This is a genomic window from Aneurinibacillus soli (genome assembly GCF_002355375.1).
GTDB lineage: Bacteria > Bacillota > Bacilli > Aneurinibacillales > Aneurinibacillaceae > Aneurinibacillus > Aneurinibacillus soli.
The window spans coordinates 3,390,618-3,410,690 of sequence record NZ_AP017312.1; the positions used below are offsets into that span (position 1 = coordinate 3,390,618).

The 20,073-nt window shown below is 46.5% G+C and carries 17 protein-coding genes and 1 pseudogene; 4 read left to right on the forward strand and 14 right to left on the reverse strand.

Features of this window, described 5'->3' with window-relative positions; genetic code table 11:
* Window positions 1–218 precede the first annotated feature (218 nt).
* The 8 genes and pseudogenes from CB4_RS21715 to CB4_RS17185 form a co-directional block, all read right to left on the reverse strand.
* Window positions 219–314: pseudogene (locus CB4_RS21715) on the reverse strand (4Fe-4S binding protein); the annotation flags it as partial.
* A gap of 2 nt (window positions 315–316) precedes the next feature.
* Window positions 317–1,144 (reverse strand): electron transfer flavoprotein subunit beta/FixA family protein, encoded by an 828-nt coding sequence (locus tag CB4_RS17160; protein WP_096466973.1) that lies wholly within the window; start codon window positions 1,142–1,144, stop codon window positions 317–319.
* Between the two features lie 246 nt (window positions 1,145–1,390).
* Window positions 1,391–1,564 carry a hypothetical protein gene (locus tag CB4_RS21170; RefSeq protein ID WP_157738036.1) on the reverse strand — a complete coding sequence of 58 codons (174 nt, stop codon included), beginning with the start codon at window positions 1,562–1,564 and terminating at the stop codon, window positions 1,391–1,393.
* Between the two features lie 92 nt (window positions 1,565–1,656).
* Window positions 1,657–2,508: an acetyl-CoA carboxylase carboxyltransferase subunit alpha gene (locus CB4_RS17165; RefSeq protein ID WP_231956056.1), complete on the reverse strand. Its 852-nt coding sequence runs from the start codon at window positions 2,506–2,508 to the stop codon at window positions 1,657–1,659.
* Window positions 2,498–3,349, reverse strand: coding sequence for an acetyl-CoA carboxylase, carboxyltransferase subunit beta (gene accD, locus CB4_RS17170; RefSeq protein WP_096466975.1), 852 nt, complete (start codon window positions 3,347–3,349; stop codon window positions 2,498–2,500). Before accD ends, CB4_RS17165 begins: the two co-directional genes overlap by 11 nt.
* A gap of 3 nt (window positions 3,350–3,352) precedes the next feature.
* Window positions 3,353–4,531, reverse strand: coding sequence for an iron-containing alcohol dehydrogenase (locus CB4_RS17175; protein ID WP_373681372.1), 1,179 nt, complete (start codon window positions 4,529–4,531; stop codon window positions 3,353–3,355).
* A 34-nt stretch (window positions 4,532–4,565) separates the two neighbouring features.
* Complete coding sequence (locus CB4_RS17180; protein WP_096466977.1) at window positions 4,566–5,408, reverse strand: SDR family NAD(P)-dependent oxidoreductase; 843 nt, start codon at window positions 5,406–5,408, stop codon at window positions 4,566–4,568.
* A 413-nt stretch (window positions 5,409–5,821) separates the two neighbouring features.
* Window positions 5,822–6,628, reverse strand: a complete 807-nt coding sequence (locus CB4_RS17185; protein ID WP_096466978.1) for a DUF169 domain-containing protein — start codon at window positions 6,626–6,628, stop codon at window positions 5,822–5,824.
* 217 nt (window positions 6,629–6,845) lie between these two features.
* On the opposite strand from CB4_RS17185, the gene CB4_RS17190 reads away from it, so the two are divergent.
* The 4 genes from CB4_RS17190 (at window position 6,846) to CB4_RS17205 (ending at window position 12,139) form a co-directional block, all read left to right on the forward strand.
* Complete coding sequence (locus CB4_RS17190) at window positions 6,846–8,111, forward strand: BaiN/RdsA family NAD(P)/FAD-dependent oxidoreductase (protein ID WP_231956272.1); 1,266 nt, start codon at window positions 6,846–6,848, stop codon at window positions 8,109–8,111.
* Window positions 8,112–8,115: 4 nt separating this feature from the next.
* The gene (locus CB4_RS17195; protein ID WP_096466980.1) at window positions 8,116–10,023 is read left to right on the forward strand and encodes a DUF294 nucleotidyltransferase-like domain-containing protein; all 1,908 of its coding nucleotides are present in this window, start codon (window positions 8,116–8,118) and stop codon (window positions 10,021–10,023) included.
* 226 nt (window positions 10,024–10,249) lie between these two features.
* A complete protein-coding gene (locus CB4_RS17200; protein ID WP_096466981.1) occupies window positions 10,250–10,603 on the forward strand; it encodes a DUF485 domain-containing protein in 354 nt (117 codons plus the stop codon).
* Window positions 10,604–10,606: 3 nt separating this feature from the next.
* The gene (locus CB4_RS17205; RefSeq protein WP_096466982.1) at window positions 10,607–12,139 is read left to right on the forward strand and encodes a solute symporter family protein; all 1,533 of its coding nucleotides are present in this window, start codon (window positions 10,607–10,609) and stop codon (window positions 12,137–12,139) included.
* Window positions 12,140–12,312: 173 nt separating this feature from the next.
* Here the strand turns inward: CB4_RS17205 and CB4_RS17210 are convergent, their stop codons facing one another.
* The 6 genes from CB4_RS17210 to CB4_RS17235 all read right to left on the reverse strand — a co-directional run bounded on the left by CB4_RS17210 (window position 12,313) and on the right by CB4_RS17235 (window position 20,040).
* The gene (locus CB4_RS17210; RefSeq protein WP_096466983.1) at window positions 12,313–14,532 is read right to left on the reverse strand and encodes a septation ring formation regulator EzrA; all 2,220 of its coding nucleotides are present in this window, start codon (window positions 14,530–14,532) and stop codon (window positions 12,313–12,315) included.
* A 95-nt stretch (window positions 14,533–14,627) separates the two neighbouring features.
* Window positions 14,628–15,254 carry a forespore capture DNA-binding protein RefZ gene (gene refZ, locus CB4_RS17215; RefSeq protein WP_096466984.1) on the reverse strand — a complete coding sequence of 209 codons (627 nt, stop codon included), beginning with the start codon at window positions 15,252–15,254 and terminating at the stop codon, window positions 14,628–14,630.
* Window positions 15,255–15,283: 29 nt separating this feature from the next.
* Window positions 15,284–15,907: a TVP38/TMEM64 family protein gene (locus tag CB4_RS17220; RefSeq protein ID WP_231956057.1), complete on the reverse strand. Its 624-nt coding sequence runs from the start codon at window positions 15,905–15,907 to the stop codon at window positions 15,284–15,286.
* Window positions 15,908–16,056: 149 nt separating this feature from the next.
* Window positions 16,057–17,037: an MBL fold metallo-hydrolase gene (locus CB4_RS17225; RefSeq protein ID WP_157738038.1), complete on the reverse strand. Its 981-nt coding sequence runs from the start codon at window positions 17,035–17,037 to the stop codon at window positions 16,057–16,059.
* A gap of 74 nt (window positions 17,038–17,111) precedes the next feature.
* A complete protein-coding gene (locus tag CB4_RS17230; RefSeq protein WP_096466987.1) occupies window positions 17,112–19,400 on the reverse strand; it encodes a diguanylate cyclase domain-containing protein in 2,289 nt (762 codons plus the stop codon).
* A 34-nt stretch (window positions 19,401–19,434) separates the two neighbouring features.
* Entirely contained in the window at window positions 19,435–20,040 is a 606-nt protein-coding gene (locus CB4_RS17235; RefSeq protein WP_096466988.1) for a histidine phosphatase family protein, read from the reverse strand.
* Window positions 20,041–20,073: the final 33 nt, after the last annotated feature.

Sequence of the window (20,073 nt, forward strand, 5' to 3'; positions counted from 1 at the left end):
AACTTGTCTGTCCGCCCTTGCGCCGCAGGCTTCGCTTCTGCTACCGGATCTGTGGAAGACGATTCCATCGCGGCAGCAGGGGCGGTTTCCGATTTTTTCTCGTCTACAACAGGAGGTGGAGCGGCTTTCTTCGCTTTCACTGGATTCGGTAGACTGATTGCCTCAGTCGGGCATACCGAGATACAATCCTGGCATTCTTCACATTTTGCTGTATCAACCTCGCATTTGTCCGGTCCAAGGTAAAGCGCACTTACCGGGCATGTATCTACGCATGAGCCGCATGAAATACAAGCGGCGGAGATGGAAACTGCCATGTTTATCGCCCCCCTCCTTGTATGAGCAATTCACGTTTCTCAATCAACAATATATCTACTAGCTGCTTCACTTGCTGATCTGCATTTCCTTCAAGCCGCTTGCCGCCTTCAGGCTTTGGAGGGCTGAACATTTTACCAACAATTGTCGGCGATCCCTTTAGACCGAGCTGTCCCCGGTCTACGTCTTCAAGATCGTTCACGGTCCAGACAACCGGCTCAAAACGAGCAGCACGAATCATATTCGGAAGCGGAGAATACGGCACTTCATTAATGTCCTTCTCTACAGTAAGAAGACATGGAAGAGAGGACTGCAACACCTCATAACCGTCCTCGATCTTACGGTGCACCGTCATCTGTCTCGCTTTTTCATCAATTTCTGTTACTTTTTTGATTCCTGTCAGCGGAGGAATACCGAGACGGCGGGCAATACCCGGTCCTACCTGGCCTGTGTCCCCGTCGATGGCCATTTTGCCGCAAATAACAAGATCGATCGGTTCCTCTTTTGTAATTCGGTTAATGGCACGAGACAGCGCATAACTTGTCGCAAGCGTATCAGCTCCGGCAAATGCGCGGTCTGAAATCAGGTACCCTGCATCAACACCAATCTCGACACACTTCTTAATGGCCGCTACAGCCTGCGGTGGACCCATCGATAAAACAGATACTTTTCCGCCATAGCGCGCACGCAGACGTACCGCTTCTTCCACCGCATGTGTATCATATGGATTCAGAATTGCTGGTACCCCTCTCCTGTCAAGCGTGTTCGTTTTCGGGTCGATTTTGATGATTTTTGTGTCTGGTACCTGTTTGACACAGACCAGAATGTGCATAAATGACTCCTCCTTCTGCCGAATATGAATTCACAAGGAAGTATGTCGTTGCTGACTGACTGAAGCTGCAAAAGGCAAACTGTATACAGAATATTCAGATATTAAAAAACATATTCCTAGTTTTTACGATGTTGATAAATAAATATACATCGCTGCCTTTTACACCGCCTATGAATGTTTATTCGCTTCGTCCTCTGGAATTTCCTCCCCTATCCAAAAAAATAAAGACAGGTTAAAAACCCGTCTCTACTTCTGGACCGTGCTGTGTTCATCCAGTGCCCAATATATTTTCTTAATCTCATCTGTACGTTCCTTCGGAGAAAGGCTAGCATCAAACGTAATCTGACGAATCAGTTCAACGACAAACCGATGTGCCTCATGGCCATGACGCCCGGCTAGCATCTTTAAATATCTTTCCATAAATAAGCTCCCTCCTAAATGATTGTTGTGTGGAACTTGTATCTCCTATTATACCACCCAATAATCACCAGAAGAAAACCTTTTCTTTTTGACTATTCCGACAAAATATTGCATTCACCCAGACGACGCAACCGGGCATACCGCTCTTCTACAATTTCGTCCATCGTTTTTTGCAGCAAGATATCAAGATGATGGGCGAGACGGCGCCCTGCATAGTACACAGTCTGTTCCAAATTCGTATGCGCCCCTTCTAGCGGTTCGGGGAAAATCTCATCGATTATACCAAGCCGAAGCAGTTCATCCGCCGTAATCTTCAATGAGACCGCTGCTTCTTCCCACTTGCCTGCGTCTTTCCAGAGAATCGATGCACAGCCTTCCGGACTGATAACTGAGTAGTATGCATTCTCCAGCATAAACAGCCGGTCACTTACGCCGATCCCAAGCGCACCACCACTGCCGCCTTCACCAATTACCACACTAAGGACAATCGTCCGAAGCCCGGCCATCTCGAGCAGATTGCGAGCAATCGCCTCCGCAACCCCACGCTCTTCCGCTTCAAGTCCTGGATACGCTCCCGGTGTATCAATAAACGTAATGATCGGACGACCAAACTTTTCGGCCTGCTTCATCAGGCGCAGCGCCTTCCGGTATCCTTCCGGCTGTGACATCCCGAAGTTACGCATAATTTTATCGCGCGTTCCCCGTCCTTTCTCATGCCCGATAATCGTCACCGGAAGACCCTGGAATGTGGCAAGCCCGGTAATGAGTGAAGCGTCATTCCCATACAGGCGATCGCCCTTGAGTTCGATAAAATCAGGGAACAAATAGTTAATATAATCGCTTGTCAGTGGTCGCTCCGGATGGCGCGACAGCCTCACCCGTTCTCCGGCTGAGCGGGGCGTTATGCTGACAGGCGGAGAGCTGGTTGACTTCTCAACTTCCATACGCTTCCCATTCCTTCGGTTTCCGGTGCAGGGCCACAAAGCGGGCAAGCGTCTCTCGCATCTGCTTACGTGGCACGATTGCATCAAGCATGCCATGCTCAAGCAGAAATTCAGCGCTCTGGAAGCCATCCGGTAATTTTTGTTTGATCGTCTGTTCAATGACGCGCCGCCCGGCAAACCCAATCAGCGCCCCTGGCTCCGACAAAATAATATCTCCAAGCATCGCATAGCTTGCCGTTACACCGCCGGTCGTCGGATGTGTGAGAATCGAGATGTAGAGAAGTCCAGCCGCACTGTGGCGCTGTAGAGCGGCACTCGTCTTCGCCATCTGCATAAGCGACAGCACGCCTTCCTGCATGCGGGCACCTCCTGAAGCAGAAAAGATGAAGACAGGTACCTGTTCTCTAGTTGCTCCTTCAATCGCACGTGTGATTTTCTCTCCGATCGATGACCCCATACTTCCCATCATAAATAGTGGCTCCATTACCGCTACTACTACTCGCTGCCCATGCAGTGTACCTATGCCAGTAATAACCCCTTCATTTACTCCGCTTGTAAGCGTTGCCTTTTGCAACTTATCATCATAGCCTTTGAAATCAAGCGGATTCTTGCTTGTGATCCCTGCGTCCCACTCGGTAAAACTGCCCGGGTCCAGCAATGTTTTAATGCGGTTTTTAGCCGTTAGCCGGAATTGAAATCCGCATTCACACGTATACACTTCCTCTACAAGCCGTGATTTCTGATACAGCTTGTGACAAGTCGGACAGACGATAACCTGCGGAGGTCGTGTTGTGACCTCCGCAAGCTTGTGGAAACGAAAGGGGGTAGTTGTAGACTGCATTCGTCATGCCCCCTCGGAGACGTATGATTTTTCGACTAACTCCTTATATAGTTGAACAATTTCTTCGGCCGTCGCCAGGCGCGGATTGTTGCCCGGACTGCCACTTTCAAGCGCGTCATGTGCCATTTTAGGCGCTGCTTCCATAAACTTCTCTGGATCGACGTTCAGTTGCTTGAGCGTCGGCAGTTGCAGGGCCGCACACAGCTGTTCTGCCATTTCTACTGCTAGCTCTGCCGCCTCTTCATCAGACATGCCCGTTGTATCCGCTCCCATAGCACGGGCAATATCAGCAAACCGTGATACCGCAGCAGGCATGGAATAGCGCATGACACCAGGAAGCAGAATCGCATTCGAAATTCCATGTGGTACATGGAACAGGGCACCAATCGGACGTGACATCCCATGCACAAGTGCTACGGATGCGTTGCTGAACGCAAGTCCTGCTTCCATAGCACCGATCAGCACTTCTTCTCGCGCTTCCATGTCTTTTCCATTCAGCCAGGCACGCTCCAAATTCGGATAGATGCGGCGAATGGCTGATAGCGCCATCGAATCAGTAAGAGGCTGCTGTTTGCGCGAAATGTACGCTTCAATTGCATGTGTCAACGCATCTACTCCGGTCCCAGCTGTTACACCCCTTGGACAACTTACCGTAAGTTCCGGATCAAGAATCGCCACACGCGGAACAAGAAAGCGGCTTGCGATCATCATTTTGACATCGGTTTCTTCATCTGTGATAACCGTTACACGCGTTACTTCTGATCCAGTTCCCGCTGTCGTCGGAATGGCGATGATCGGCAGACCCGGTGCCGGCACTTTTTCCATACCCATATATTGAGACATTGGCGACTGATTGTTATACATCATCGAGATCGCTTTAGCTGTATCAATGGCGCTGCCGCCCCCGATAGCCACGAGTACTTCGCAATTTTCTTCTTCACAGAGTGCAAGCCCACGGTTGACTTCACTCAAGGTTGGTTCGCCGGAAATATCAGAGAAAACAGCGACTTTCATTCCGGCTTTTTTCAACACTTTTTCAAGCGGTTTGGTTATGCCCAGATCAGCGAGAATGCGATCTGTTATAATCAGCGCATGCATGCCATAGCGCAGCGCATATTCTCCTGTTTTTTGAAGCGAGCCGGCACCTGTTACAATAACTTCCGGCGACAGAAACTGATGAATCGACATGTATGTGCCCACCTTTTCTTGTTTGTTTTTATCTCATTTCCGTTCCGCAGGATACATTCAAGGACTGCCCTGTCATACTTGCAGAATCGTCGCATGCAAGGAATAGTGCCACTTTGCCAACTTCATCTTCTGTCGGAATACGACGAAGTGCTGCCATACGGAGCATTTTGTCCTGGATAACTTCCCATGGCACATTGCGGATTTCGGCACGCTTCTGCCATACACGCTCAATGCGAGGTCCCTGTACCGGGCCCGGACAGATGCAGTTGACGCGAATGTTGTGTTTTCCAAGCTCAGCCGCCACGCTCTGTGTGAAGCCGATCATCCCCCACTTCGCTACTGCGTATGGAGAACGGTATGGATAGGCACGTTTGCCGAAGATCGAGGATACATTGATGATGTTACCGGAGTTCTGTGGAATCATCAGTTTCGCTGCTTCTTTCGTGCAAAGGAATGAACCTGTAATATCAATATTCAGCGTCGTATTCCAATCTTCGAGCGACAGCTCTGCAACAGATCCTGTTGGGCCGGAGATGCCTGCATTATTGACGAGAATGTCGACGCGACCAAAACGCTCGATTGTTTTTTCAAACAGATTTTTGCAGTCGCTTTCACTGGCCACATCTGTCGCAACGCTTAGTACGTCCGCGCCCAGATCTTCAATTTCTTTATGAACTTTGGCCATGGTTTCTTCATTGCGGGCTGCAAGCACAACTTTTGCGCCTTCTGCAATGTAGGACAGCGCAATCGCACGGCCTAGACCTCCATTGCCGCCTGTAATCACTGTAACTTTATCCTGCAGTTTCTTCCCCCCGCTTACTGCTGGCTGTGTGCCTGTCGTTGCCTGATTTTGAGCCGTGCTGTTTGTCATGTTAACCTCTCCTTTGAATTGTATTGATACAGATTGTTTAATCTCTCTTGTGTTATATAATAATCAGGTAAAACTTGTCTGTCAACAAAAAATTCTGAATAATTTTTTTATAGTGAAAAACAAAAAAAAGACACAGACACGGTTCGTCTGTATCGTTTATTTACGAGTTAAAAGCGAAGTATTGATTCGCTGTTTGAGCTTCTTTTGTGCTGTACCTGCTGGCAATACAGCGAATTCCAAGTGTGTTCTCTTTTTAGTCTGATTCATAAAATTCCCTCCGCTCATTTGTATTAATACAGATCTAAAAACATCCTCTTGTGTTATATAATAATACCGTTCTCAGAAAACGTCAACAAAAATTCTGAAAAAATAAAAAAAGGGCATGCGATGAATTCGCTGCCCTCTTTTTATTTTTATTCTTGCTCTTTCCACATATCATTTAATTTTTCATATGTGGCCGGATATTTAGCCTGGTAGTGCAAGAACGATGGGATCGGATAACGTACTCCGCCTCGATGTGTACCTGCAAATCCTTCCATGACATCGCTTGCCATACGATATGGGAAAGAGAATGCCATTTCATGATCATATGTCTGACCGAACACTCGATCACCGTAGCACGGCAAAATAACCTGCGCACTGTCCGCCTGCATGGTGCGGATAATTAACTCTGCACAGTCAGCACGTGCCGAGAATTCGGACGTAATCGCTCCACCTGTTTTGTAAAGAGAAACGGCTACCATTCGCATTACCTGGGCCGAGTTACCATATACCACTACGACATCCGGCTCGAACTCTGCACGGTTTAGCGGGCTGACTACAATCGTTCCACTCTCTTCTTTTGTAAACTTCGGAACTGCCGCTTCAGACAGCTCTCCACATGCTTGTGTTTCTGCATACATCCCGTGTGCCAGATTCCCTTTCGTATAAAATTCAAGCGGCTCTTCAAAGTGAAAAACAGCTTTTGCAATCGGACAGGATACATCTTCTCCTCCCAGTGCAATCGCCCAGCCGTAGCGGCGTGACATGGTAATAGCTTGGCAAATGCTCAGCTGTACATGCAGATCACGCAGTGGACGCTTTGCCTTTGCCGAAACCTCTTCACCTGGTCGTAATACCCGAATCGCCAATGGAAATGTATCAGGACGAACATGCTTTTCAATTTCGTTGTGTAGCAGAACACGTTGTTCTTGCCCGGAAGTCTGGATTGTTTCGCTCATTTTTTCCCCTTCTTTTCTGTATAAAGTAGTAATTATTCAATATTTCGTAATATTCTATACAATAAATGAAAACCCTTTCTTTTTTGCGAATGTTTCTTTGTTTACCCGCTTTCTTGCAATTATCGCCCACTCTCTTCAGAATAAGAGAAGAAAAGGAAGGTGGATACTTGTGACTGATTGGGATGTAATTGTAATTGGAGGCGGTCCAGCAGGGCTTATGGCCTCTGTGGCAGCGGCTGCGCAGAATGCCCGTGTACTGCTTATTGATAAGGGAGACAAGCTAGGCCGCAAGCTAATGATCTCGGGCGGTGGACGCTGCAATGTGACGAACGCCAAACCCCTGGAAGAATTGATGAAAAACATCCCAGGCAATGGCCGATTTTTATTCGGTGCGCTATCCCGCTTTAACAATACACACATTATAGAGTTTTTTACCGGACTTGGCATTGCGCTAAAAGAAGAAGACCGGGGCCGGATGTTTCCCGCAAGCGATAAAGCCAAAAGCGTAGTGGACGCTCTGCTCGGCGATATCCGTCGCCTTGGTGTTACTATCCGGACGAATGAAGCGGTGGAATGTCTGTTGTTCGATGATGAATCTGTCACCGGTGTACAGCTTCGTACAGGTGAAATTATACAAGCTAGCGCCGTGATTGTAGCTGCGGGCGGTGCTTCTGTTCCGGCAACTGGCTCTACGGGAGATGCGTATCCGTGGGCAGAAGAAGCCGGGCACGTCATTACAGAGCTGTTCCCAACCGCTGTCCCTCTCACAGCCGATAATCCTTATATCAAAGAAGCAAAGCTACAGGGGCTCTCTCTGCAAAATATCGAACTTACGCTATGGAATCCGAAAGGAAAAAAAATATGCGTTGAAGAAGGCGACATGCTGTTCACCCACTTCGGTATTTCCGGTCCAGCAGCGCTTAGGGTCAGCCACTATGTTTCTGTTACACAACGCAAGTTTGGGTCTATCCCATTATCTGTAACAATTGATATAATACCGGAAAAAAGCATCTCAGAGATTGAACAAGAAACACTGGCTCTCATGCAGGCAGAGCCAAAGAAAGCAGTTAAGAATGTTCTGCGTACGTATGTGCCTGAGCGTCTGCTGCGTACGATACTAGAAGAATGCGGCATCAGCGAAGATACAACATACGCACACATTAGTCGTACGACCTGGACAGAATTCGCACGTTTATTCAAGCAGTTCCCCGTACAGGTTACCGGCACACTGCCACTTGAGCAAGCTACAGTCACTGGAGGAGGTGTCAGCATCAAGGAAATCGACCCGAAAAGCATGCAGTCCAAACGCAAGATAGGCCTCTTCTTCGCAGGGGAAGTGCTTGACGTGCACGCGCATACGGGCGGATATAACATCACGGTCGCTTTTACAACAGGTCATGCCGCAGGCTATGCTGCCGCACATCAAGCCCTTGGAGTGGAGGATCACTTTGTTCCGCTAAAACAAAAAGACAAGGGGCGCTGATGAGATGAAAGCAAGAGTAAAAGAAATGCTACGGCAAAATGAGCTGTTTCGCGTACTTCCAGAAGCAATCATAACGGAGATTGTTGATTCTTCTACAATTGTTTCTTTTCCAAAAAATCATTTTGTCATTCATGAGCGCGACCGTGACAACGACCTGTTTTTCTTGATTACAGGGCTAGCTAAAAATACAGTGATGACAGATGACGGGGAAGAATTTGCCGTTCGCTTCTACCATCCAGGTGAACTCGCAGGTCTGATTAATACACTCGCAGAAGACTCATCCCGCTTTTCTGTCCAGACAGTGGAAGACTGCGAGTTCCTGATGATTGCCAAGCCACTGTTTAATCGACTGATCCATGAGCAGGCGCTGTTTGCTGAACAACTGACACATGATATCAGTCGACGCTTGCAGCATATGTATCAGGCGCTTGCCGCTGAGACATCCGAGCACCATCATGGGCTCGAAACGTATCCATACCGCAAGCGTGTAGGCGAGATGATGGATCATACCCTTACATCTGTTCTGCCAGAAACCAGCATCGTAGAAGTGGCTTCCGCGATGCTAGATGAAAAAGTAAGCTCAGTACTCATCATGGAGAAAGAAGCGCTTCTCGGCATCATCACCGAACGCGACTTAATCAAGCTGATTCCTTCTCACACCACCATACCCACTCGTCAGGCACGCGACATTATGACAGAGAATGTTATTACGGTGGAAGATGACGCCTTTTTCTATGAGGCAATGCTTCTTATGATGAAACATCAGGTCAAACACCTGCCGGTCGTATCGGCAGGCAAAGTCGAAGGTGTCATCACACTGCGAAAGCTATCCGACTTTCGCGGGCAATCTGTACTTGGCATGGTGAAAACGATTGACCAAGCTGATACAGTTGAGAAGCTTGCGGAGCATCATACGAATATTACTGCCTTTCTGGACCGCATGATGAAAGAAGGGGCGGCTGCTCATGAGATTTGTACCATCATCACCGAACTGAATGACCGTGTGCTTCGCCGAATTATCGAGCTTTCTGAGCAGGCTATGGTTGAAGCGGGGCTCGGCACCCCACCGACTGATTACTGCTGGATTACAATGGGAAGCGAAGGCCGCAAAGAACAGACCCTCAGCACCGATCAGGACAACGGCATTATTTATCCAGATATTGATAATGACATTCATCTTGCTGAAGTAGACACCTATTTCGCCGCCCTTGCTGAAAAAATTGTAGCAGGACTCGAACAGTGCGGCTTCCCTCGCTGCAAAGGGGATGTGATGGCAACCAACAAAAAATGGCGTAAATCACTGGCCGAGTGGAAGTATATGATCGAAGCCTGGTTCAATCACATGCAGGGAGAAGAAATTCGGATGTTCACCATTTTCCTGGACTTCCGCCCAGTCTATGGACAGGCGAAGCTCGCTCATGAACTGCGCCAATATTTTATGATACGCAAAAAGAATTTTCCTTTTATGTACAATCTACTTGCCGAAGATGATGCGTCATGTGGTGTACCGCTTGGTATGTTTGGACGCATCGTGTACGACAAGAAAATCAAAGATGGGATTGATATAAAAGGAGGCGCACTTGTCCATTTTGTGAATGCTATGCGCTTGCTCGCAATCTTTGAAAATGTTGAAGCTGTCTCGACACTTGAAAGGCTCACAGCACTCACCAGCAAAGGAACATTTACAAAGGAAGAAGAGGACGAAGTACTCGACTCCTTCAATACACTTCTCCATTTTCGGATTCGGGAAAACATGCGTCAACTACAATCCGGAATACCGCTTTCCAATGAGCTGCATGTCGCAGTTCTGCCGAAAAACGAACAGATTCGACTAAAGAAAGCGCTTAATACAGCTAAATGGCTGCAACAAAAGCTTATTCGCCAGTTCCAGGTACGCGGCATCCGAATTTAATAGGCATCATTCACACAACCGTATCATTCTTAAAAAATGATACGGTTTTTTGTCAAGTACGTTTGTCCAAAAAAAGTTCTTGCAAATTTTCTAAAATATTCTAATATTTAAATAGATAGCGCTTACATTAATTTGAAAACGCTTTTTTTTGAGGGGGTGGCATTGTCGCACTGTTTTGCTCGTACACATGTACAGTAACCATACTATATTGATTGGAGTGAAAAGAATGGCTGGTTTTGCAAAAAGCAACTCTTCGACACCAGGAGGCTCCCACGGAAAAAAAGTAAACTACAGCGCGATCGTACAGTCTGCAAAATTTAAGCAATTAATGACTACCAAGCGCAATTTCATCGTTCCTATCTGCATTTTTTTCTTTACGTTTTACTACGTCCTGCCTATTATGACCTCATACAGCAAAGTACTTAACACCCCGGCAATCGGTTCTATTACATGGGCATGGGTATATGCTTTTGCACAATTCATCATGACCTGGTCGCTCTGCATGATCTACTCCAGTAAAGCTACCTCCTTTGACAAAATTGCAGATGAAATCATTGAAGAAAACAAGGGAGGAAAATAATCAATGAATACAACAGCATTTATATTCTTCCTTCTCATCGTAGGGGCAACTCTCCTGATCACATACTACGCCTCTAAAAGAACGAATTCAACAAGTGAGTTCTATACAGCAGGCGGCGGCCTGACCGGATGGCAGAACGGACTTGCCATTGCCGGTGACTATATGTCAGCTGCCTCATTCCTCGGAATCGCTGGCTCAATCGCCCTGTCTGGATTTGACGGCTTCTTCTTTAGTATTGGTTATCTCGTGGCGTATCTCGTTGTTCTCTACGTTGTAGCCGAACCGCTGCGTAACCTTGGTAAGTATACGATGGCTGATATGATTGCAGCCCGTTTTGACAACAGTAAAGTTCGTGGTGTTGCCGCGCTTAGCACGATTACCATTTCTACTTTTTATATGATTGCTCAGCTCGTTGGAGCAGGTGCACTTATTAAACTTCTTCTTGGTCTTGACTATACGACATCCGTTCTAATTGTTGGTACACTGATGACTGTGTATGTAATCTTCGGCGGCATGACTGCAACGAGCTGGGTGCAGATCGTTAAAGCCGTTCTGCTCATGATCGGTACATTCATCATTTCCGTTATGGTATTTGCGAAGTTCAACTTTAGCTTCGTTGAGATGTTCAACCATATGAAAGAAGCAACACCGCTCGGCGAAGCTTATCTAAATCCAGGCGTAAAATACAAAAACGGTCTTGATACAATTTCAATCAACATCGCACTTGTACTTGGCACAGCTGGTCTCCCGCACATCCTCATTCGCTTCTTCACGGTTAAGGATGCGCAGACGGCACGCAAATCCGTTGTATACGCAACATGGTTGATCGGTTTCTTCTATATCATGACGATCTTCCTTGGCTTCGGTGCAGCTGCATTCGTAGGTAAAGAGGCGATCATGAAAGCAAATGCAGCTGGTAACATGGCAGCTCCTCTGCTTGCACAGTCACTCGGTGGCGACTTGCTGATGGCTTTCGTCGCAGCGGTAGCATTCGCAACGATTCTTGCAGTAGTAGCAGGTCTTGTACTGACAGCAGCCTCCGCTTTTGCCCACGACTTCTATAGTCATATTCTGCGCAAAGGCCAGGCAACCGAAAAGGAACAAATGGTAGCAGCTCGCTGGGCTTCCGTCGGTGTATCCGTTCTCTCTGTTATTCTTGCCCTAGGTGCACAAAAAATGAACGTAGCGTTCCTCGTATCTCTTGCATTCTGTGTAGCAGCAAGTTCCAATCTGCCCGTTATCATCTACACAATTTTCTGGCGTCGCTTTAATACAGCAGGAGCTGTCACAGGGATGTTCGTAGGGCTCTTCACTGCCCTTATACTTGTAGCCGTAAGTCCGAACGTATTCGGTCCTTCAGGCAAAGCGATCTTTGAAGGTACTCCGCTGATCAGTCTGACTAATCCTGCTCTCATTTCTGTACCAGTCGGCTTCCTTGCCGCCTATCTCGGCACATTCCTTGGACGCCGTGAGAGCGATGAGAAATTTGATGAAGTGCTTGTTAAAGCCAATACAGGCATGAAAGACAGTGCATAAAATTTTGTGAGATGGGGAAGTATACTAATGAACCTACTCCCCTTTGAAATTGCAACTGACTCTCACACCTTTATTCCCTTACTTGGGGGCGCATTGTACATCAATGCGTCTCTTTTTTTTGCACGAAAAAACAGCTGCGTTTTTGCAGCTGTTTTCTTGTTTTTATCGCTATGCTAGTCCAATCCGTACCGTTCTACAGCAAGGTCATATGCCTGAGCGGCCAGTTCGCTTGCTTCTTCATAACGTACAGCACGAAATGCAGTTTCAGAAGCTTTGAGAAGCTTGCCAATCTCCGGATCTTTGCGACGAAAGCGATTCGTCCGTTGAACTTTATCTTCTGTCTCCCGTACATCTCGTACCATTTCAGCAGCCTGCTCAAGCGCATTTTCTACCTGCCCCTTGGCCTGCTTTAGTAGCATCTCAGCTTTTTGGATATTAAGTGGGCTTTCTGCGAGTGCACCTTCGACGGAAGCAATAGCCTGACGACAATGATGCAGGCTGTCAGCTACGTAGGACGGAATAGCGGGAAGATACAACCGCTTCAGTTGCTGCTCCACGCGTGCAACGCTTGCACGTAGATCTTTGACTTCCGCAAGGGCTGCCGTCTCTCCTTTACGAAATTCGTTCAGTTCCTTCATAATCAGTTCTCGTCGTTCCATGATTTCCGTTACTCGCTCTGCTACCTGCGTAAGCATCTGAGAATGGCGTTCATATGCTTCTGGAACTTCCGCTGCAGCGATTTGCTCAAGCGCATCTTCTGCATCAGCTACCAGCACCGGAATCTGCTGATAGTAGCGGAACGCTTCGCCCTCTTCCACCTGATAGCGTTGCGCGAGGTCCTCTAGTTCCTCCGCGAGAAACTGTTCGTCCTGCCGCAGTACCATCACATAATGTGGCAGTTCAGTCATATACTGACGATAACGATGGCGGCTCGTAACGATCTCTTCCATCGTCTGATACACAGCTTCAATATCTTCTCGCACTTTTCCAATCTGTTCTTCTGTTTCTTCAATTTTACCTTCTTCAAATAACTGTGGAAGAATCTCCGCTTTACCCCGAATTTTGATAAGGCGAGCTAAGAAGAACTCTTCTCCAGATGTGTATCCACCTGTTACCATTTCTTTCGCGTCTTCATCCAGCTGGCGAATTTCCTGATCAATATCTTTCATAATCGCCTGGCGAATCAGTGGCATCTTCTCTAGTTCTTCCGACATCTCGATCAGATTGTCACGTACCTGCTGCAGCAGATCGCGCGCCACATGAAAGTCTCCCTTTTCTTCCGACTCCTTGATCTCTCCTGTCTCTCGATCCAACTGATTCAGTCGTTCTTTCAACGTATGGAATGAAACATTGTACTGGATTTTCAGTTCGCTAAAGCGCCGTTCAACTTTCTGACGCATATCATTCGTTTCTTCTTTAAAACTTGAAACGTCCTGCAGTGTTTCTTTCAAATTCTCAAGGCGAATGTGCAGCTTCTCCAAATCGGATTCGATATGCATAAGTTTTCCACGCGCTTCTGTGAGAATATCGCGACTGCGCCGAAAACGGAACTGAGATGCCATTTCTTCCGCATCCGCAAGAATAAGTTCTACGTCTACAATGGCGTCTTTTTTGAGATCATCTAACGATGTTAAAATTGCCAGGTACTTCTCTTTAATTCGCCCCGGTTCTTTCTTCCATGACGGGTCTACCGTAAACAAGTTCAACTGCTCCGATGTACGAATACGCCATTCATCAGTCTCATCAATCTCTTTTAATGTACGCTTGCGCAGTGTAAAGGCAATAATTAGCCCAATCCCAAATACTGCGACCAATGCCAGTCCGGCAAGCAGCCAGACCGGGAACGCTTCTACATTTTGCGGAGCGTTAGCTGCTGCTGTTTGTGCTACTATTTCTGTCGGTTTTGCATCTTTTACATCAGTGTCTATCGACTGAACAAATGACAAAACCCCCTTCATCACCGCGCCCTGCTTGGCATATGGCGTGAAGAAATTGTCTGCTTTACGCGTCACCACTTCCTCGGTAATGCCCCGCTCTGTAAAGTATTTGCCACTAACCGCCGCTATTTTTTTATCATTAAACGATACTACAATCACCATCGTTGTATCGTTGATCGTAAATTTACTCGGAAGCTGCTGTGCATACTGTGTGAGTGTAAGGGGCTTCGGGTCTGTAATAATAAGCAACTTATAGGTCTGGGCAAGATCAGCAGCGACTTTGGTAAATTCCTTCTTTTCATCGACTTTTAGTAGATTTTGTGTATCAATAACAGATTTGCTGATCGAAGGGGGGAATCCTTCTGCCCAAACGACAGGCGGACACAGTACTGTCATACACAGCACCACAATAACAAAGGTAAAACGGGACATGCGTCGTCCGGCGTCTCTCATCATGCTATACTCCTTTGGCCTTAATCAAACTGTACTCTTTACTAAATTAGGTGCAAATGATAAAATTCCTGCTTTTCTCTCCTTTTTCTGCAAAAAACCTACCGGGAAGAGGCCGCTGGTGTCAAAATCTGCCGTACAACTGTATACACCTGCTGTACGGTCTGCTGAATGAACTGTTCTTCAAGTGGTTCTATATAAAACACCTCTCGCACAATCTGAGGATATGTATAGGGAAATCCAGCTATCGCAAACAAACAAATAATTACATGGTCCACATCAGTCAGCTCGAATTCCCCGGTCTCCATCCCCTCTTCCAGAACGGAAACAAAATAATGTTTTAGACGTGTCAAATATGTACTCATAACTTCTCGACCAAGCATAGACTCCACAGACAGCTCCCGCTGAATAAGACGAGTCGTCTGATTCATCTCACTTTGAAACCGGATATGCGCCTCAATCATACGATACAGTTGCACATCCATCCTGCCTTGCTCGTCACAAGATTTACAGGCATCCATGCGAGCGAAAAGCAATTCATAATATTCCATCATGATCGCTTCAAGCAAACCTTGTTTATGTTTAAAATAATAAGAGATCAGCGCTACGTTCACATCTGCCGCACATGCAATCTGCCGCACGGTTGTCCGGTCAAATCCCTGCGAATCAAACAGCGCAGCCGCTGCGTCAACTATTTTCTGCTTCGTGTGCTTCGGTGAACGTTTCATAGCCTGTCCCCCTTAAAAAAACCTTGCGTCTATGACAGCAAGGTTGGTTCTTTCTTCTTTTTCAGGTAACGAAGTCCAAGGACAAACAGAACCAGACCAATGATAATGATTATCAACTTTCCTTTATGGTGCTCCCAATGAATTAAATAATGACCAAGAAACGATTCAAAAAGTACAGCTGGAACTTTCCCAATCAGAGTAGCCAACACGAACCAGATGATCGGAATCTTAGAAATCCCAGCCGCCGTATTAATGACACTGGACGGAAGAATCGGAACCCAGCGTGCCAGAAGAATAATTAAAAATCCGCGCGTTTCTGCGTGGCGGTTCAAGTTTTTTAGAAAAGAGTGATGACCGATCTTCTTCTCAGCCCAGTCGTGCGCAGCATAACGAGCCAGAAAAAAGTTAGCCAACGCAGCAGCAACCGCTCCTACCCAATTAACCAAAAATCCGGTCCACAGTCCGAACGCCATGACATTCGCACCGGCTAGCAGCACAAAGGGAACGATCGGGAAAAAAGTCTGGATAACAACCGCGAGAATCGCAATCAAATACGCGACCCAACCGTACGATTGAATATACTCAGCCACTTGCTTTACATGTCCTGTACGTACGAGATGTCCAAGCTCTGTCTGCATGACAAAGTAAATCATGATAGCCAAAAAAAGGACAGAAAAAATAATACGCTTCAATTGGCTGCCTCCTGTTTTCACATGCTTATTATCTTGCCTATTATACCACAAATCGACAAAAAAACCTCTCTTATAACGAGAGGCCCATAAAAAAACATCGTTTTTTTCGACTATTTCCCTTGATTTTTGTAACGGATGATTCCATCGCACTCTACACGCTGTACCCTCTCATTTCTCTCCAGCAAATCCAGATGGCCGAGTATCTCAGAAAATGTGAGTGGCATCTCTTTTTTATACACTTTCGGAAACAGGTGTGCTGACAGTTCAAAAACCGTTAGCGGACCCTCTGCTAAAAGCATTGCAATACGAGTAGCTCGTTCCTCCTGACGCTGCAGGCGAAATTGAATCAGCCCTCGTGGATCGTCAATCTCGCTTCCATGTGCAGACAGCATCCGCTTTATGGGCATTGACGCTATGCGGTAGAGCGTGTCACGATACACAAGCAGCGGTTTTGGACGTTCCGCTTCTCTTACCAGTGCTGGCTCGATAAAAGCATTCGACGAAATCTCTTTAATTAAAAAATCTCCCGATAGCATCAGGCCATCTGCCTCGCAATACAAAGCAATATGGTTCTGCGTATGTCCTGGTGTGTACACAGTCCGCCAGTCTGGATGTCCCGGAAGCCCGTCTCCGTCTGCGAGCGTTCCGTGTATAAGAGCAGGGTCAGCATACATATCCATCATCTCTTGAAAACGCTCCACAGTAGTCAGCATCTCTTCTGGTACCCCGTTCTCCCGATATAACCGGCGAAAAAACTCATGATGCCAGTCCATAAATTCCGGGTCTCGTTCTATATAGGGAATGGCACCTTCATGTGCTAAAATCGAAGCACCGGATTTTTCTGCAACAAACGCAGCCAATCCGCTATGGTCTACATGCTGATGGGTCAATACAATACGGGCAATGTCCCCAAAGCCAAACTTATGTGTCTGCATGAATCTTTCTATACAAATGAGAGCATCCGGAGTTTTCGGACCGGTATCTACGAGCGTCCAGCCGTCTTCTCCTTTCAGCCAAAAGATATGAACCGGACCCACATTGAATGGTGTCGGAATGGTAAGGTGCTCAAGAACACTAGGTATACTGCCCACTCTTATTCCCCCCTTAAATTGACTGAATAGTCATTCATATTATATGATAAATAAAGCTTCCGCACTCGGAAGCTTTATTTATTCATTTCATCCGCTTCACACATACGATTGCGACCGCTGCGCTTTGCACGGTACAATGCTTCATCTGCTTTCTGGAATAGTATTTCCACATCAAGCTCACTACTGTCTCGCGACCAGACCGCAATTCCTCCTGAAATCGTGACTTTTGGTGTTGTCTCATTCATGACATTTACACGCAGACGCCCTGCAACCTGTCTCGCAATATCACCTCCGACACGCGGCAAATATATCGCCATTTCTTCCCCGCCCCAGCGAGCTGCTATATCAGACAGACGAATTGAATTGTTCAACACATCCGCTACCTGAATGAGAATCTCATCTCCTGTCTGATGACCATATGTATCATTGACATTTTTAAAATGATCGACATCAATCAGAATCAGAGCACCGCAGGCATCCCGCTGATACGATTGGCGAATGATATCATACAAATATTTACGGCTATATAAGCCTGTCAGATTATCTGTGATCACCATACGTTCGACTTCTGCATGGAGAGATGCATTCGTTACGGCAACTTTAACATGACGTGCAAGCATCTGTAGGCGTTTAAAATCATCAAAGGTATAGCGGTTTGGCTCAGAATCTGTAAGCACAATTGCCCCTTCTACCTTATTGTTATCAATGAAAGGAACCGCCATAAGAGACCGACAGGAAAATAACGATACAATTTCATCCATACCACTAGCATCCGCGAGCAGAAGAGACTCTTTATTGAGAAGCAGATCACGCAGGCGACAGTCTTCTTTAATTTCGAAAACATTGTCCTCTTGCTTGTCAGTTGAAGCCTGGATAATAAATCGGGGACTGTCATCGACGCGAGATAGAATACAGCAATGTTCAGCGCGAAACGTCTCGGTGAGTTTATGAATAATGGAAGCAAGCAAATCATCTAACCGAATGTTTTTGTTAAGCTGACTGGTCATTTCGTCAATTAATAGGAGTTCTTTAATAAGATTTTGAGACTGCTGGTACAGCTGCGCATTCTCAAACGCGCTTCCGGCCGTATCCGCAAGCATCGTGATGTATTCAATTTCTCTTGGATGAAGAGAAAGCGATTCATTCGTGTACAGCTCAATAACCCCATATATCCCCTGTTTTCCCCGCAGCGGAGAAGCTAAGGTCAGTGCTCGTTCCCCTTGTGACTGCACAAGCATCGTACGACCTTCCATAAAAGCCCGTGAACTGATATCATTCACATCGAACGTAAACTGCTTAACCGGAAGTTTGGAAAATGTATCGTGCGACAGCCACAAATCGACCTGCATTTTCGGATACAGCTTTTTCGTATTTTTAATTACGGCATCTAGTACATCCTCTACATTAATAGAGGAGTGGATTTTCTTCGTTACCTCAAACAGAAGCGTGCGCTTTTGCTCGTCCCTTTCAAGGCGCATATACATCATGGCATTGTACACGGCCAAACTCAAATCTTTGGCAAAGCGCTCTACAAACAACTTCTCCCGCTCTGAAATCGACTGTCCTTTGGAACGAAGGACAGCAATCACACCAATAATTTGATCACCATGCCGAAGCGGAGAAATAACATAGCTTTCTTCAAAAACATCCGGATTGTCAAGAAGAGTTAGAATATTCGAATTTTCATTCGTGAGCTGCGTTCGCTTACTGGTAAACAGGCTCGTAATCTGTTTATACACTGTATGAATATCGCGCATCATATGATAATCCCGGCGCCGAATTCTCTTCTTGCTGGCAATCCAGTGTGGCGATATATCCTGCTCAGCATCATATACCATTACCAGACACTCTGTCTGATCTAGACTTGCAGCAAGTCTTTCTGAAATAGTTTCCATAATACAATCCAAGTGCAGCGTTTCATTAACCGCTTTTAAGCAAGCAGAAATGCTTTTGGCTACGTATTGTTCCTGTACAAGGCGAAATACGGAAGCAAACCCCTGCACAAATGAAAGCCCGCACTTTGAATCAACCGCATTAGAAAAAATCACCCCTACATAGCCCGGAAACCATACATCTTCTAAAACCGGAACACAGATTGTACAGTTCCCATCCAACTCCTCGATATATGGTTCCGTTGCTAGAACCGGATACGATTTCTCTAACGAGCAGAGAGTATCTCCTATTCTACGACCTGCAATCGTACGTCCCTTCCCATCTACTACGAACAGCCAGCCTGCATCAGCAGGGAACGATGAAGCAGAAAGAAACGATTGACTGTTCCGAAATACATCCATTAGGTACCTGGCATAAAATGAATCTGCTATAACCTGCTTATATTCCACATGCACAAGATCATTATTCACAGTTCCGCCCTCTTTCTATCCCACTACGCTATGACTACTGTAAATGACTTCCATCATTAATCGTATGTACGATCCACGTATCTGCTCGATATTCTACATGGGTACATGCAGTATTCGTCCACCTTGTTTTTCCTGTTCCGTATTCTCCGCTGCTCATATGGTGTAGCAAAGCGTTAAGCATCCCGCCATGGCTTATCACAGCAAGGTGTTCAGATCTGTTCTCCTGAAGAATAGATTGCAAACAGTTCATTCCTCGCTGCTGCATGGATGTGAATGTCTCGATATTATAGCGGCGATTCTGTTCCGTCCATGTATTTACATCCGGTATTTCTGCCTGCACTTCTTCATATTTCTTGCCCTCCCATTCTCCATAGTTCCGTTCACGAAACTCATAGAAACGATGGAGAGGCAATCCAAGACATGCTGCGAGTGGTCGTGCTGTTTCGACTGCACGCTGCAGATCACTCACGCAAATTCGATCAATCGGAATGTGCTGTAGGTGTTCCGCAAGGCGAAGCGCCTGTTCTCTGCCTGCCTGATTAAGCGGAATATCGCTATGTCCCTGAATGCGGCGTGCTGCATTCCAATCGGTTTCCCCGTGTCTAATAAGATAAATGTGCGTACTTGAATGAGTGTTCATGAAACACTCCTTCCAACTTTTTTCCTATTTTAA

What these genes read in the sequence shown, in the direction of transcription:
- CB4_RS17190 (WP_231956272.1), top strand. Translation starts at nt 6,846, where the DNA reads ATGGCCTCTGTGGCAGCGGCTGCGCAGAATGCCCGTGTACTGCTTATT.
- CB4_RS17210 (WP_096466983.1), bottom strand. Translation starts at nt 14,532, where the DNA reads ATGATGAGAGACGCCGGACGACGCATGTCCCGTTTTACCTTTGTTATT.
- refZ (WP_096466984.1), bottom strand. Translation starts at nt 15,254, where the DNA reads ATGAAACGTTCACCGAAGCACACGAAGCAGAAAATAGTTGACGCAGCG.
- CB4_RS17205 (WP_096466982.1), top strand. Translation starts at nt 10,607, where the DNA reads ATGAATACAACAGCATTTATATTCTTCCTTCTCATCGTAGGGGCAACT.
- CB4_RS17185 (WP_096466978.1), bottom strand. Translation starts at nt 6,628, where the DNA reads ATGAGCGAAACAATCCAGACTTCCGGGCAAGAACAACGTGTTCTGCTA.
- CB4_RS17165 (WP_231956056.1), bottom strand. Translation starts at nt 2,508, where the DNA reads ATGGAAGTTGAGAAGTCAACCAGCTCTCCGCCTGTCAGCATAACGCCC.
- CB4_RS17220 (WP_231956057.1), bottom strand. Translation starts at nt 15,907, where the DNA reads ATGATTTACTTTGTCATGCAGACAGAGCTTGGACATCTCGTACGTACA.
- accD (WP_096466975.1), bottom strand. Translation starts at nt 3,349, where the DNA reads ATGCAGTCTACAACTACCCCCTTTCGTTTCCACAAGCTTGCGGAGGTC.
- CB4_RS17200 (WP_096466981.1), top strand. Translation starts at nt 10,250, where the DNA reads ATGGCTGGTTTTGCAAAAAGCAACTCTTCGACACCAGGAGGCTCCCAC.
- CB4_RS17195 (WP_096466980.1), top strand. Translation starts at nt 8,116, where the DNA reads ATGAAAGCAAGAGTAAAAGAAATGCTACGGCAAAATGAGCTGTTTCGC.
- CB4_RS17235 (WP_096466988.1), bottom strand. Translation starts at nt 20,040, where the DNA reads ATGAACACTCATTCAAGTACGCACATTTATCTTATTAGACACGGGGAA.
- CB4_RS17160 (WP_096466973.1), bottom strand. Translation starts at nt 1,144, where the DNA reads ATGCACATTCTGGTCTGTGTCAAACAGGTACCAGACACAAAAATCATC.
- CB4_RS21170 (WP_157738036.1), bottom strand. Translation starts at nt 1,564, where the DNA reads ATGGAAAGATATTTAAAGATGCTAGCCGGGCGTCATGGCCATGAGGCA.
- CB4_RS17180 (WP_096466977.1), bottom strand. Translation starts at nt 5,408, where the DNA reads ATGACAAACAGCACGGCTCAAAATCAGGCAACGACAGGCACACAGCCA.